Annotated in this window: 12 protein-coding genes; 7 read left to right on the forward strand and 5 right to left on the reverse strand. The window is 41.3% G+C overall.

Features of this window, described 5'->3' with window-relative positions; all coding sequences use genetic code 11:
* The first annotated feature begins 11 nt into the window (after positions 1-11).
* The gene (locus I6E11_RS13185; RefSeq protein ID WP_235338629.1) at positions 12-1214 is read left to right on the forward strand and encodes an ROK family transcriptional regulator; all 1203 of its coding nucleotides are present in this window, start codon (positions 12-14) and stop codon (positions 1212-1214) included.
* A 73-nt stretch (positions 1215-1287) separates the two neighbouring features.
* Here I6E11_RS13185 and I6E11_RS13190 read toward each other — a convergent pair whose 3' ends face one another.
* From I6E11_RS13190 to lysS, 4 genes are all read right to left on the reverse strand, one after another.
* Positions 1288-2019 carry an inorganic diphosphatase gene (locus I6E11_RS13190; protein WP_235338619.1) on the reverse strand — a complete coding sequence of 244 codons (732 nt, stop codon included), beginning with the start codon at positions 2017-2019 and terminating at the stop codon, positions 1288-1290.
* 87 nt (positions 2020-2106) lie between these two features.
* Entirely contained in the window at positions 2107-3456 is a 1350-nt protein-coding gene (locus tag I6E11_RS13195) for a glucose-6-phosphate isomerase (protein WP_235338620.1), read from the reverse strand.
* 10 nt (positions 3457-3466) lie between these two features.
* The gene (locus I6E11_RS13200; RefSeq protein ID WP_235338621.1) at positions 3467-4462 is read right to left on the reverse strand and encodes an NAD(P)H-dependent glycerol-3-phosphate dehydrogenase; all 996 of its coding nucleotides are present in this window, start codon (positions 4460-4462) and stop codon (positions 3467-3469) included.
* 158 nt (positions 4463-4620) lie between these two features.
* Entirely contained in the window at positions 4621-6351 is a 1731-nt protein-coding gene (gene lysS, locus I6E11_RS13205) for a lysine--tRNA ligase (RefSeq protein WP_235338622.1), read from the reverse strand.
* A 249-nt stretch (positions 6352-6600) separates the two neighbouring features.
* Between lysS and I6E11_RS13210 the strand changes: the two genes are divergently transcribed.
* The 4 genes from I6E11_RS13210 (at position 6601) to I6E11_RS13225 (ending at position 11040) form a co-directional block, all read left to right on the forward strand.
* Positions 6601-7362, forward strand: a complete 762-nt coding sequence (locus I6E11_RS13210) for an amidohydrolase (RefSeq protein WP_235338623.1) — start codon at positions 6601-6603, stop codon at positions 7360-7362.
* 8 nt (positions 7363-7370) lie between these two features.
* Positions 7371-8993, forward strand: coding sequence for a thiamine pyrophosphate-dependent enzyme (locus tag I6E11_RS13215; protein WP_235338624.1), 1623 nt, complete (start codon positions 7371-7373; stop codon positions 8991-8993).
* Complete coding sequence (locus I6E11_RS13220; RefSeq protein ID WP_235338625.1) at positions 8990-9571, forward strand: indolepyruvate oxidoreductase subunit beta; 582 nt, start codon at positions 8990-8992, stop codon at positions 9569-9571. The genes I6E11_RS13215 and I6E11_RS13220 overlap by 4 nt, the downstream gene beginning before the upstream one ends.
* A 146-nt stretch (positions 9572-9717) precedes the next feature.
* A complete protein-coding gene (locus I6E11_RS13225) occupies positions 9718-11040 on the forward strand; it encodes an aminotransferase class I/II-fold pyridoxal phosphate-dependent enzyme (protein WP_235338626.1) in 1323 nt (440 codons plus the stop codon).
* Here the strand turns inward: I6E11_RS13225 and I6E11_RS15075 are convergent, their stop codons facing one another.
* Positions 11041-11169, reverse strand: coding sequence for a hypothetical protein (locus I6E11_RS15075; protein WP_262911719.1), 129 nt, complete (start codon positions 11167-11169; stop codon positions 11041-11043). It abuts the gene before it with no gap.
* Between the two features lie 51 nt (positions 11170-11220).
* On the opposite strand from I6E11_RS15075, the gene I6E11_RS13230 reads away from it, so the two are divergent.
* Both I6E11_RS13230 and I6E11_RS13235 read left to right on the forward strand, forming a co-directional pair.
* Positions 11221-12522 (forward strand): phenylacetate--CoA ligase family protein, encoded by a 1302-nt coding sequence (locus I6E11_RS13230; protein WP_235338627.1) that lies wholly within the window; start codon positions 11221-11223, stop codon positions 12520-12522.
* 209 nt (positions 12523-12731) lie between these two features.
* Positions 12732-13145, forward strand: a 414-nt coding sequence (locus I6E11_RS13235) for a hypothetical protein (protein ID WP_235338628.1), incomplete at its 3' end; no start/stop codon positions are given.

Here is a 13145-nt window from a genome sequence, read left to right on the forward strand (position 1 = left end):
AAACTATAAATATGGGACAGAGGCTATTGGATGAAATTAAGAAAGGCACTAAAAGTGCTACGATGAAACGTCGTATTATTACACATTTTATTTATAATGGTTATGCTACGATTACTGACCTATCTAAAGATATGGATTTAAGTATTCCTACTATTACAAAATTAGTAGACGAAATGTGTGAAGATGGTTATGTAGATGATAATGGAAAGTTGGAAACAAATGGAGGAAGACATCCTAATCTGTATGGCTTGAATCCTGATGCTTGCTATTTCTTGGGGGTAGAGGTCGCTCAAAAGTATTTGAGTTTTTGTGTAGTTAATTTTAAAGGCGAAATTGTAGATTTTAAGACTAAGATTCCTTTTGAACGTGAAAATACAGTGGAATGTCTGGACAAAATGTGTGATGAAATTTTGTCTTATGTGAATTCCTTACCGTATAAGAAAGAAAAATACCTAAATGTCTGTGTTGCATTGCATGGACGAGTAAATCCGGCAACAGGTTGTAGCTTTGGGACCTTTAATTTTGCTCAGACACCAATTAGCGAAATGCTAACCGATAGAATAGGTATAAATACTTGTGTAGACAATGACAGTAGGACTACCGCTTATGGGGAATACATGATGCGTTCTGTAAAATGCCCTAAAAATGTGATATTCATAAACGTTAGTTGGGGATTAGGTATGGGTATCATTATAGATGGTAAACTCTATAACGGGATGTCAGGTTTTGCCGGTGAATTTGGACATAACTTTGGATATGAGAATCAGCAGATATGTCATTGTGGCAAGAAGGGATGTATTGAAACGGAAGTGTCATGTTCTGCTTTATACCGTAAATTTATTGAAAGAATCAAGAATGGAGAAAGCTCTATAGTATTGAAGGAGAAATCTATTGATGATATTCAGTTGGATGATATCTTCGATGCTGTTGATAGAGAGGATGTTCTTGCTATAGAATTGGTAGAGGAAATCGGTCATGAGTTAGGCAAACATATCGGTGGATTGATAAATATATTTAATCCGGAGCAGGTTATAATAGGTGGTGATATGTCGAAAGTGGGAGATTATCTTCTGCATCCGGTTATTTCTGCAATCAGAAAACATACTCTGAATATGATGTATCGCGATTCTGATATTGTCTTGTCAGAACTGAAAGATAAGGCAAATGTTGTGGGTGCAGCATTGCTGGCAAGAAGTAATCTTTTTGTTATCTGATTCTAGATACATTTTTATAATGAATAAAGGAACTGTTTCATTCATCGGTTGGTGAGAAACAGTTCCTTTATTATTATCTGTCAATTTCGTTTCTTAAGCAATTCCAATTGTCTGAAAGTTCTTGCATGGAATTGAACAATATGTTTGCACCTTCGTCTAATAGTGCAGAATCTGGCAAAGGTCCGGTGTTGACTGCAATGGTAAAAATGCCTGCAGCTACTCCAGCCTTTACTCCAAGCGGGGCATTCTCTACCACTACTGCTTCATTAGGATTTATTCCGGCTTTTTTTAGTCCCATAAGATATGGTTCCGGGTTTGGCTTACCGTATTTTACATCAAATGCTGTAACCATGAATTCTTTCTGGAAAATACCGGGAAAATGATGATTAAGATTGTCTATTAGAGATAATTGTCCTGACCCTGTTACCAGTACAGGTTGAAGTCCTGAATCTTTGATGTTACGTAGCAATGTGTACGCACCTGGCATTGCTTCTGCTTTTGGAAGGCTGTTGAATATATCACTTTTGGTCTGATATATTTTCTTTATTTCTTCTTCGTTGGCATTGCATCCCCTTTCGCGCATACACACTATGTTGATGGTGCTTGCTCCGGTACGTCCTTCGTGCATATATGCCTCTTCTTCACTAAGGTTCATACCGTACATTGCCATAGCTTTGTTCCATGCTTTTGCATGGTTTTTCATTGAGTCAAACAGAACTCCGTCCATATCGAACAGAACTGCTTTAAGATTAATATTATTATATCCTTTTTCGTTTAAATAGTTTTGTATTGCTTGTTCAAACATTACTTGTACTTTTAAATTATTTAAAGGCACGTATTACAGCTGTGCTGTAGTACGTGCCTTGTGAATTTCTATAATTTTATAGGTGTTTTATTTTTTCAGACGAGCCTGAATAGCTTCTGATTCTTTTTCGTAACCAGGCTTGTTTAGCAGAGCAAACATATTCTTCTTGTATGCTTCAACTCCAGGCTGGTTGAATGGATTTACTTCGAGGATATAACCGCTGATACCGCAAGCTTTTTCGAAGAAGTAAATCAACTGTCCGATGTAGTATTCGTTCAATGCTGGAACAGAAACTCTCATGTTTGGAACACCGCCGTCAACGTGTGCAAGCTGAGTTCCAAGTTCTGCCATCTTGTTTACTTCGTCTACTCTCTTGCCTGCAAGGAAGTTCAGTCCGTCAAGGTTCTGTTCGTCTGTAGGGACACGGAGCTCGTGATTAGGATTTTCGATAGAGATAACTGTTTCGTAGATTGTACGTTCGCCTTCCTGAATCCACTGGCCCATTGAATGAAGGTCTGTAGAGAAGTCTACTGAGCTTGGATAGATACCTTTGCCGTCCTTACCTTCTGATTCGCCGTAAAGCTGTTTCCACCATTCGTTGAAGTAGTGAAGTTTTGGCTGGTAGTTAACCAGAATTTCTATCTTCTTGCCGTTACGATAAAGTTCGTTACGTGTTGCTGCATAAAGTGCTGCAGGGTTTTCGTACATATTTTCGTTAGCACAAACTTCTTCCATCTTACGTGCACCTTCAACAAGTTTCTCTATGTCGATACCTGCCACTGCAATAGGGAGTAAACCTACTGGAGTAAGTACAGAGAAACGTCCACCTACGTTGTCAGGAATGATAAATGATTTGTAACCTTCATTGTCGGCAGTTACACGTGCAGCACCTTTCTTAGCGTCTGTAACGGCTACGATAACCTTGCGTGCCATTTCTTTACCACGCTGGTCTTCGCACTGTTTCTTCAAAAGACGGAATGCGAGAGCTGTTTCTGTAGTAGTACCTGATTTTGATATGTTGATTACACCGAATTTCTTGTCTTTCAAGAAGTTGGTCAGTTCATAAAGATAGTCTTCGCCTATGTTGTGGCCAGCAAAAACGATAGTAGGTTCGCCTGCTTTCTTTTCTTTCAACCATTGGAAGCTGTCAGACATTGCCTCTATAACGGCACGTGCGCCAAGATAGCTACCGCCGATACCTGCAACAACTACTACTTCGCAGTTCTCACGAAGAACAGCTGCTGTAGCTTTGATGTCTTCAATATGTTCTTTTGTTATAGAAGATGGAAGATGAAGCCAGCCCAAGAAGTCGTTTCCAAGTCCTGTACCTTTTTCAAGAGTTTCCATGTAAGTCTTAACCAATGGCTCGTAAGCAGCCAGTTTTCCTTCAGCCATGAAGCTGACAGAGTTTTCGATGTTTAATTTAATATTTTCCATATTCAAAAATTTATCTGAATGAATCTGTTAAAAGCTTTATTTCTATCATAGGGGTTATGCGCTCATACAGAATATTGTACACAGCATCTACAATAGGCATATTCACATGAAGATGCTTGTTCAGTTCCTTGATACATTTGGTGCCGTAGTATCCTTCGGCTATCATTTCCATTTCTATCTGCGCACTTTTCACGGAGTAGCCTTTACCTATCATCGTACCGAAAACGCGGTTACGGCTAAAGTTAGAATAGCTTGTTACCAGCAAATCTCCAAGGTAGGCGGATTCGTTGGTGCATCTGTCAACAGGATGAACGGTGTTAAGGAAACGGTTCATCTCCTGTATTGCGTTTGAGATAAGTACAGCCTGAAAATTGTCTCCATATTTCAGACCACTGCAAATACCTGCTGCAATAGCATAAACATTTTTCAATACTGAAGCATATTCTATACCAGCTACATCGGTGTTTACAGACGTTTTGATGTAATGGCCTGCCAATTGTTGCGCAAAGATTTTTGCCTTTTCAATATCTTTACAACCAACAGTTAGATAGGAGAGACGTTCAAGTGCCACTTCTTCGGCATGACACGGACCAGCCAGTACGGCAATGTTTTCTTCCGGAACACCATATACCTTATTAAAATAGTCAGAAACAATAAGGTTTTCGTCAGGAACGATACCTTTTATGGCAGTTACTATGAATTTGTCCTTGATTTTGGTTTTCAGTTTCTTTAGATGACTTTTAAGGTAGGGTGATGGGGTAACGAAAATCAGAGTATCCGATTCTCTTACCACCTTATTTATATCTGATGAAAAGTTGATATTCTTTACGTTGAAGCGTACACTAGTAAGATAAGCCGGATTATGTCCGAGACGTTTGAAATCTTCTATTCTGTCGTCCCTACGCATATACCAGTTTATTGATTCGGCTTGGGTAAGAATAATCTTTGCTATAGCTGTGGCCCAGCTACCTCCTCCCATAATAGCTATTTTACCAGGGAATTTCACTTTGGTAATTGTTTTATTGGTTTTTAAGTTCTTAAGTTCAACTTGTAGGTAACAAGTTGACAAGCTAACAAGTTGACTAGGTTGCCATCATGATGGAACCAACGGTCAGCGAAGCTAAAACCTGGTCAACTTGTTAACTTAAACCTAGTCAACTGAAATTATTTTATATTCTGTATCCAGTTGCTGACTTCGTCAACTGTAGGATTCTTAAGTTCAAGTTTATATTTCTTATTTACTCCGCAGATATCCATGTGTAGTTTCTGAGGGTTTACGTCCTTCATGTCTGCTACCATGTTATATCCGGCTTTCTGGATCAGTGCTACCCATTCTTCAGGAACACCTATTTCCATGAATTTTGCAGGAGCATCCTTCGGAATAACCTTTTCAGGTCTCATCTGTGGGAAGAACAATACTTCCTGGATTGTGCTCTGGCCTGTCATAAGCATAACCAGACGGTCCATACCGATACCCATACCTGATGTAGGAGGCATACCGTATTCAAGTGCGCGAACGAAGTCCTTGTCAATAATCATAGCTTCGTCATCACCCTTCTCGCTAAGTCTCATCTGTTCTTCGAAACGTTCAAGCTGGTCGATTGGATCGTTAAGCTCAGAATATGCGTTACACAATTCCTTACCGTTTACCATAAGCTCAAAACGTTCTGTCAGTTCAGGATTGTTGCGGTGACGTTTAGTAAGCGGTGACATTTCGATAGGATAGTCTGTAATGAATGTAGGCTGTATGTAGTTGCCTTCGCAGAATTCGCCGAAGATTTCGTCGATAAGCTTGCCTTTACCCATTGTGTCGTCAATTTCCATATTGAGTTTCTTGCAAACTTCGCGAATCTGGTCTTCGTTCATACCTGTAAGGTCATAACCTGTGAATTCCTTAATAGAATCAAGCATAGTTACACGCTTGAAAGGAGCCTTGAAGTTGATGATATTATCGCCTACCTTAACTTCTGTAGTTCCGTTTACGTCAAGACAGATTTTTTCAATCATCTTTTCTGTAAATTCCATCATCCAGTTGTAGTCCTTGTATGCCACATAGATTTCCATACAAGTAAACTCAGGATTGTGTGTACGGTCCATACCTTCGTTACGGAAGTTCTTGCCGATTTCGTAAACCCCCTCGAAACCACCCACGATAAGACGTTTCAGATACAATTCGCTGGCGATACGCATGTACAAAGGAATGTCAAGCGCATTGTGGTGAGTGATGAACGGACGTGCTGCCGCTCCACCTGCAATAGCTTGAAGGATAGGAGTTTCAACTTCGATATAGCCTTTAGAGTTGAAGTATTCGCGCATAGAATTGTAAACCTTGTTGCGCTTTAGGAATATGTCTTTCACTCCATCGTTTACCACTAGGTCAACATAACGCTGACGGTAACGGAGTTCAGGATCTTCGAACTTGTCGTAAGCCACCCCATCTTTATATTTTACAATAGGAAGCGGTTTGATAGATTTAGATAGAACTGTAAGTTTCTTTGCGTGGATTGAGATTTCACCCATCTGAGTGCGGAATACGAAACCTTCTATACCGACAAAGTCACCCAAATCAAGTAAACGTTTGAAAACTACATTGTATAAATCCTTATTTTCATCAGGACAGATGTCATCGCGAGTGATATAAACCTGAATACGGCCTTTTGAGTCTTGCAGTTCAATAAAAGATGCTTTACCCATTACACGGCGTGACATGATACGTCCGGCTACAGAAACCATGCGAGGCTCTGCCTCATCGTCTTTGAATTCATCTTTTATATCAGTAGAAAATGCGTTTGTTACATACTCTGCTGCAGGATACGGGTCTATGCCCATAGCTCTCATCTCATTCAGACTGTTGCGTCTGATAATTTCCTGTTCACTTAGTTCTAATACGTTCATTTCTTATATATTAACTATATTTTGGTACAAAAATAAGAAACATTTCGGAATATATTAATATATGTGTGTCACTTTTTTTTAATACAAATGTCTTGATATGTATCCTTTTTCTAGGTCGTTTGATTATATATTTGACGCCTACATATTATCAAAAATATTCAATTGTCCGCATTTGTCAAATAAAATGTCGTAATTTTTTGTGAGTTATCATTAAATTGTTACCTTTGGGCTCTTCTAAATGTGAAAAGCATGAAAATAGTGATTTTACAAACAGATATTGTTTGGGCCAATCCCTCGGCCAATGTCAAAAAAGCAGATGAGATTATCAATAAATACGAGGATGTAGATATTTTCGTTTTGCCGGAAATGTTTTCTACCGGTTTCTGTACCAATCCTGAAGGTATTGCTGAAAAATCCGATTCAGGAACTTTGGATTGGATGAAACGAACTGCGCAGCGAAAGAAATGTGCTTTAGCCGGCAGTATAGCGCTTGAGGATAAAGGTCAGTATTATAACAGATTCTATTTCGTACACCCGGGGGGAACTGTGGAATGGTACGACAAGAAGCATCTCTTTACTTATGGAGGGGAGCACAAACGCTTTACGGCCGGAACCAGACGTGTGATTGTCAATTACAAAGGTGTGAGAATCCTGCTGCAGGTTTGTTATGACTTGCGATTCCCGGTTTGGAGCCGTAACAGAAATGATTATGATATTGCTTTCTATGTGGCAAGCTGGCCAACTCCTCGTGTAGAGGCATGGAAATTGCTTCTAAAGGCAAGAGCCATAGAAAACCAGTGTTATGTAGTGGGTGTGAACAGAGTAGGCAAGGACCCAAATTGCGATTACATAGGCGGAAGTGCTGTAATTGACCCATACGGAAAGGTAATCGAGGCTTGCGAAGACGGCAAGGCTTGCGAGGCTGTGGTAGAAATTGATATGTCGGAACTTGAAGCATTCCGTAAGAAATTCCCGGTGTTGAATGATGCCGATTCTTTTGAAATAGTATAACTCGAAATATGGAAAACATTAAGAAATTATTACTCTTGGGCGACCAGGCTATTGCCTTAGGAGCCATACATGCGGGTATATCCGGAGTATATGCTTATCCGGGTACACCTTCAACAGAAATAACAGAATATATTCAGGAACATCCTCTTGCAAAAGAACGTAAGTTACACAGCAGTTGGTGTACAAATGAAAAGACGGCTATGGAGGCTGCTCTTGGAGTGAGCTATGTGGGTAAACGTTCTTTGGTGTGTATGAAGCATGTGGGAATGAATGTCTGTGCCGATGCTTTTGTCAATTCCGGTATGACCGGTGCCAACGGTGGGGTAGTGGTGGTAGCTGCCGATGACCCATCAATGCATTCGTCGCAGAACGAGCAGGATTCAAGATTCTACGGCAAGTTTGCAATGGTTCCTATCCTTGAACCTTCATCACAGCAGGAGGCATACGACATGATGCAGTATGCTTTCGAAATGTCAGAACGTGAGGGGACTCCAGTCCTTATGAGAATCACTACACGTATGGCACACTCACGTGCGGCAGTTGCCGTCAAGGAAGAGGCCTCAGAAATAGCATCTACAGGTAGAACTTCGTCGCCTGCCAACTGGGTTCTTTTGCCGGCAAATGCACGCCGTCGCAATAAGGAAGTCATAGAACTTCAGCCGGTATTACGCTTACTATCAGAGAAATCTCCTTTTAATAAGGCTGAGAACATATCTTCCAAAAAGGCTGATTTAGGTATCGTAGCTTGTGGTATTGGATATAATTATGTAATGGAAAATTACCCTGACGGATGTCCTTATCCTATTGTCAAGGTATCGCAATATCCACTTCCTACTGACAAGATAATTGCTTTGGCAAATTCATGTAAGGAAATACTTGTGGTGGAAGACGGACAGCCTTTCGTCGAAGAGCAACTTCGTGGAGTATTACCTTCGCAGTATGTGGTTAAAGGACGACTGAGCGGGGCATTGCCACGCACAGGAGAATTGAATCCGGACAATGTAAAAGTAGGATTGGGTATGACTGAAACAGAAGTTTATCCGTCGGCACAAAACGTAGTTCCTCGTCCGCCTGCACTTTGTAACGGATGTGGACACCGCGATGTGTATGATGCGCTTAATAAAGTAGCTGCCGAGTATGCCGATACAAAGATTTTCGGTGATATTGGTTGTTATACCCTTGGAGCCCTTCCTCCATTCCGGGCTTTGCACAGTTGTGTTGATATGGGTGCTTCCATCACTATGGCCAAAGGTGCTGCCGATGCCGGTCAGTTCCCTTCAATAGCGATTATAGGCGATTCCACTTTCACCCATTCCGGTATGACAGGACTTCTTGATGCCGTGAACGACAAGTCGAATATCGTTGTGGTAATTTCCGACAATCTTACTACAGCCATGACCGGTGGTCAGGATTCAGCCGGAACAAACAAGTTCGAGGCTATCTGTCTGGGTCTTGGAGTTGAGCTGGAGCATGTACGTGTGGTTGTTCCATTGCCAAAGAATATGGACGAGATAACCCGCATCATCCGCGAGGAGATAGAATACAACGGTGTTTCGGTAATTATCCCACGCCGTGAATGTATGCAGACACTGAACCGTAAGTTGAAACAGAAAAGAGCCGAAAAACAATGAAAACAGATATAATTCTTTCAGGTGTGGGAGGACAGGGTATTCTCTCCATCGCAACCATAATAGGTGAGGCTGCTACACGCAGTGGACTTAATCTGAAACAGGCTGAAGTGCACGGCATGAGCCAGCGCGGAGGTGATGTCCAGTCAAATCTCCGCCTGTCGGACAAATCTATTGCTTCCGACCTTATACCTTTGGGAGGAGCCGATATGATTCTTTCGCTTGAGCCGATGGAAGCTCTTCGATATCTGCCGTATCTAGCCAAGGACGGATGGATAATTACATCTTCCACTCCATTCAAGAACATCCCGAACTATCCGGAAGTTGATGCCGTAATGGCGGAACTTAATTCACTGCCAAATGTGATTTCGCTAGATATAGACACATTGGCAAAAGACAATAATATGCCTAAATGCGGCAATGTGATTCTTCTAGGAGCTGCCGCTGCATATTTAAAGATTCTGGATAAAGAAACTCTATATGGCAGCATAGAACGGATTTTCTCTTCTAAGGGGGCAGCTGTAGTGGAAATGAACCATCGTGCCTTTAATATTGGTTATGAGGCTGCTGCTTCCAAGTGAGTAATTTGAGACAAAAGAATATATATTTTTTTAGACATAAGAACATAAGTACAAATAGATTGCTCTATAAGGATTTATGGTATTAATTTAATATATTGAATTCTTTTTTGTTATTATGTTCTTTTGTCTTTTAACTCAAAGCTATTATGAGTAAAGTCTTCAGTAAAGAATTAGTAGAGCAGGTTGTAAAAGAGATGAAGGTTGCCGACCTACGCAATGCCACAATAGGCGATGTCCTGCTTGTAGCATCACGTCTGGAACAGCTTACAGGCATACCTTTCATCCGTATGGACCAGGGTTCTCCTGGGCTGCCAGCCAACAAAATAGGAATTGAAGCCGAAAAGGCTGCTCTTGACAAAGGGTTAGGGGCACAATACCCGGCCGCTGCCGGAGTACAGGAACTTAAGGAGGCTGCATCACGTTTCGTCAAGGCATTCATAAATATTGACATTTCTCCACGTGCGTGTCTGCCGACAACAGGTTCCGTTGCAGCATCGTTTGGAGCATTCATAGCATGTACGCAACGTATTCCTGGAAAGGATAAGGTTCTGTTTATAGACCCCGGTTTCCCTATTCAGAAATCACAGTTGCGCATCCTCGGTATCAAATGGAAACTCTTTGACATATATAATTACCGTGGTGAAGCACTCCGCGATAAACTTGAAAGCATGATGGCGGACGGTGATGTGGCAGCAATAGTTTATTCCAATCCTAACAATCCGGCATGGTTCTGTCTGGACGAGGATGAGCTGAAAATCATAGGTGAGCTTGCCACCAAGTATGACACGATAGTGATGGAAGACCAGGCATATTTCTGTATGGACTTCCGCAGCCCGTTCGGCCGTCCGTATCAGGAACCGTACGTGCCTACTGTGGCAAGATATACCGACAATTATATCCTTATGCTTTCTGCTTCGAAAATATTCAGCTATGCCGGACAGCGTATTGCACTGGCATGTATCTCCGACAAGCTTTTCGACAAACAGTATCCTGCACTTGCAGAGCGATACGAGGATTCGGGAATATTCGGACCTACATTCATTGCATCCATCATGTATATGATAACTTCTGGCTGTACTGCCACAACACAGTATGCTATGGCTGAGATGTTGAACAAATCGGTTGAAGGAGTGATAGACTTTGTAGAGGATACACGCGAGTATGAACGTCGTGCACGCAGAATGAAACAGATATTCACAGACAACGGATTCAGTATCGTTTACGATTATGATGTTCGTCAGAAGGTTGGCGACGGTTTCTTCTTCACTTTAGGTTATCCCGGCATGACAGGAGGAGAATTGCTCGAAGAACTTATGTACTATGGTGTCAGCAGTATATCTCTCTCCACTACAGGAAGCGACCAACAGGGAGTACGTGCATGCACATCACGCATGAGGGAAGAACTTTATCCTGTGCTTGAAGAAAGGATGAAAGCTTTCAGAGAGGATCATCCGCTGAAAAACGCATAATTATATAGTTATATTTTGGTGCAGACCATTGTCTGTACCACTGCTGACGATGGTGGGCAGCATTACTGACGATAGTCGGCAGTGCTGTCGACGATGGTCGGCACCAAGAAATGTCTGCTTGTTTTTCATACCAAGCAGCGATAAAACAAGTAATAAATCTAACCATTAAAGATAATACCCATGTTTTGGAATGAAAATAAGGAATGTATGCCTCGCGAACAGATGCGCGAGCTGCAGGGGAAAAGACTTCAGAAACTGGTGACATATGTTTATCATAATGTCCCGTTCTACAGAAAGAAAATGCAGGAGATGGACTTGGCTCCTGATGATATCCGTAGTATAGACGATATAGTGAAACTTCCTTTCACTACCAAACAGGATTTGCGCGACAATTATCCGTACGGACTACAGGCAGCACCTGCATCGGAAATAGTACGTGTACACGCATCTTCCGGTACAACGGGTAATCCTACTATAGTGGGATATACACGTAAGGACCTTGCCATATGGTCAGAAGTGATGTCACGCTGTCTCACTGCATATGGAGTTACTCGCGATGACACATTCTCCGTGAGCTACGGTTACGGACTCTTCACCGGAGGTCTTGGAGCACATTATGGAGTGGAAAACCTTGGAGCAACGGTTATACCGGCTTCTACAGGTAATACAGAGAAACACATCCGTCTTATCCGCGACTTGAATATTACAGGTATAGCATGTACCCCGTCGTATGCCATGTATCTGGCAGAAGTGATGGAGAAGATGGGGTTGACGAAACATGACCTCGGACTCCGTATCGGTGCATTCGGTGCCGAACCGTGGACAGAAAATATGCGTAAGGAGATACAGGACCGCCTTGGACTGAAAGGTTACAACATCTATGGATTGAGCGAAATCATGGGACCGGGTGTGTCTTACGAATGTCAGGAACAGAACGGCTCGCATATTAACGAGGATCATTTCTTCCCTGAAATAATAGATCCTAACACTCTTCAGCCGTTGCCTTACGGACAGCAGGGTGAACTTGTCTTTACCACACTGACCAAGGAAGGTATGCCATTACTCCGTTACCGTACTAAGGACCTTACATCGCTCATTGATGCTCCATGTCCGTGCGGACGTACATCTGTGCGTATGACTCCTATCATGGGACGTAGCGATGATATGCTAATCATTCGCGGTATTAACGTATTCCCGTCGCAGGTGGAAAGTGTTATCCTCGAAATGAAAGAATTCGAACCTCAGTATATGCTGATAGTTGACCGTAAAGGCAATCTTGATACTCTGGAAATACAGGTTGAGGTACGTCGCGACTTCTTCAGCGATGATATTGGAGCTATGCTAGCCCTTAAGAAATCGCTTGCCGACAAACTGAAGAGCGTACTATCTATCAGCGCCGATGTCAAGCTGGTTGAACCTAACAGCATAGCCCGCAGTCAGGGTAAATCAAAGAGAGTAATAGATAACCGTAAGTTGGTGTAAACAATTATCAGTTGGCAAGTGGACTAGGCCGTTTCCTGAAAAAGAAACATTGTTAACTTGTCAACTGAGACCCCAATAATGTAGATAAAGTTTATATATTAATGATTTGGTTTTTATTTCATTTCTAATGTGAAAATCTGAATATTAACTGATATATTTGTCAATATTAGGTGAATAGGCTTTATTAGGATTTTAAATGGAGCATTTTTATGAAAAGATTATTATTAGTTGTTTTTATTTTACTTAAATATGGACTTGTTTCAGCTCAATTAAAAACATATAATGGATTATTTGAAGATGGTTCAGCAAAATATACTTATAAGGAGAATGGGATAAATAGAATTTTTGAAGGAAATTTTTCATATAAATCAGCGGATGGAAATAAGTCTATTTCAGGTAAATATGCAGATGATATGAAAACAGGACTTTGGAAAGCTGACTGGTATGGATTTCAAGAAGAAACAAATTATAAACAAGGTTTAAAACATGGTGTTTATAGAGTTAGATATAATGATTCTAACAATGAAATGAAAATAGATGCTCATTTTACTTTAGGTAAAATAGATTCCTTGAATTTTTGGATGCAAACGAACGATGGACGTATCATAGGTGGACATCAATAC

It is taken from the genome of Bacteroides caecigallinarum (genome assembly GCF_021531075.1).
Classification (GTDB): Bacteria; Bacteroidota; Bacteroidia; order Bacteroidales; family Bacteroidaceae; genus Phocaeicola; species Phocaeicola caecigallinarum_B.

Bases quoted from the DNA above. Each gene is read 5' to 3' on its own strand.
- I6E11_RS13230 (WP_235338627.1), top strand. From the start codon at position 11,221: ATGTTTTGGAATGAAAATAAGGAATGTATGCCTCGCGAACAGATGCGC.
- I6E11_RS15075 (WP_262911719.1), bottom strand. From the start codon at position 11,169: ATGAAAAACAAGCAGACATTTCTTGGTGCCGACCATCGTCGACAGCAC.
- I6E11_RS13185 (WP_235338629.1), top strand. From the start codon at position 12: ATGGGACAGAGGCTATTGGATGAAATTAAGAAAGGCACTAAAAGTGCT.
- lysS (WP_235338622.1), bottom strand. From the start codon at position 6,351: ATGAACGTATTAGAACTAAGTGAACAGGAAATTATCAGACGCAACAGT.
- I6E11_RS13220 (WP_235338625.1), top strand. From the start codon at position 8,990: ATGAAAACAGATATAATTCTTTCAGGTGTGGGAGGACAGGGTATTCTC.
- I6E11_RS13215 (WP_235338624.1), top strand. From the start codon at position 7,371: ATGGAAAACATTAAGAAATTATTACTCTTGGGCGACCAGGCTATTGCC.
- I6E11_RS13225 (WP_235338626.1), top strand. From the start codon at position 9,718: ATGAGTAAAGTCTTCAGTAAAGAATTAGTAGAGCAGGTTGTAAAAGAG.
- I6E11_RS13195 (WP_235338620.1), bottom strand. From the start codon at position 3,456: ATGGAAAATATTAAATTAAACATCGAAAACTCTGTCAGCTTCATGGCT.
- I6E11_RS13190 (WP_235338619.1), bottom strand. From the start codon at position 2,019: ATGTTTGAACAAGCAATACAAAACTATTTAAACGAAAAAGGATATAAT.
- I6E11_RS13210 (WP_235338623.1), top strand. From the start codon at position 6,601: ATGAAAATAGTGATTTTACAAACAGATATTGTTTGGGCCAATCCCTCG.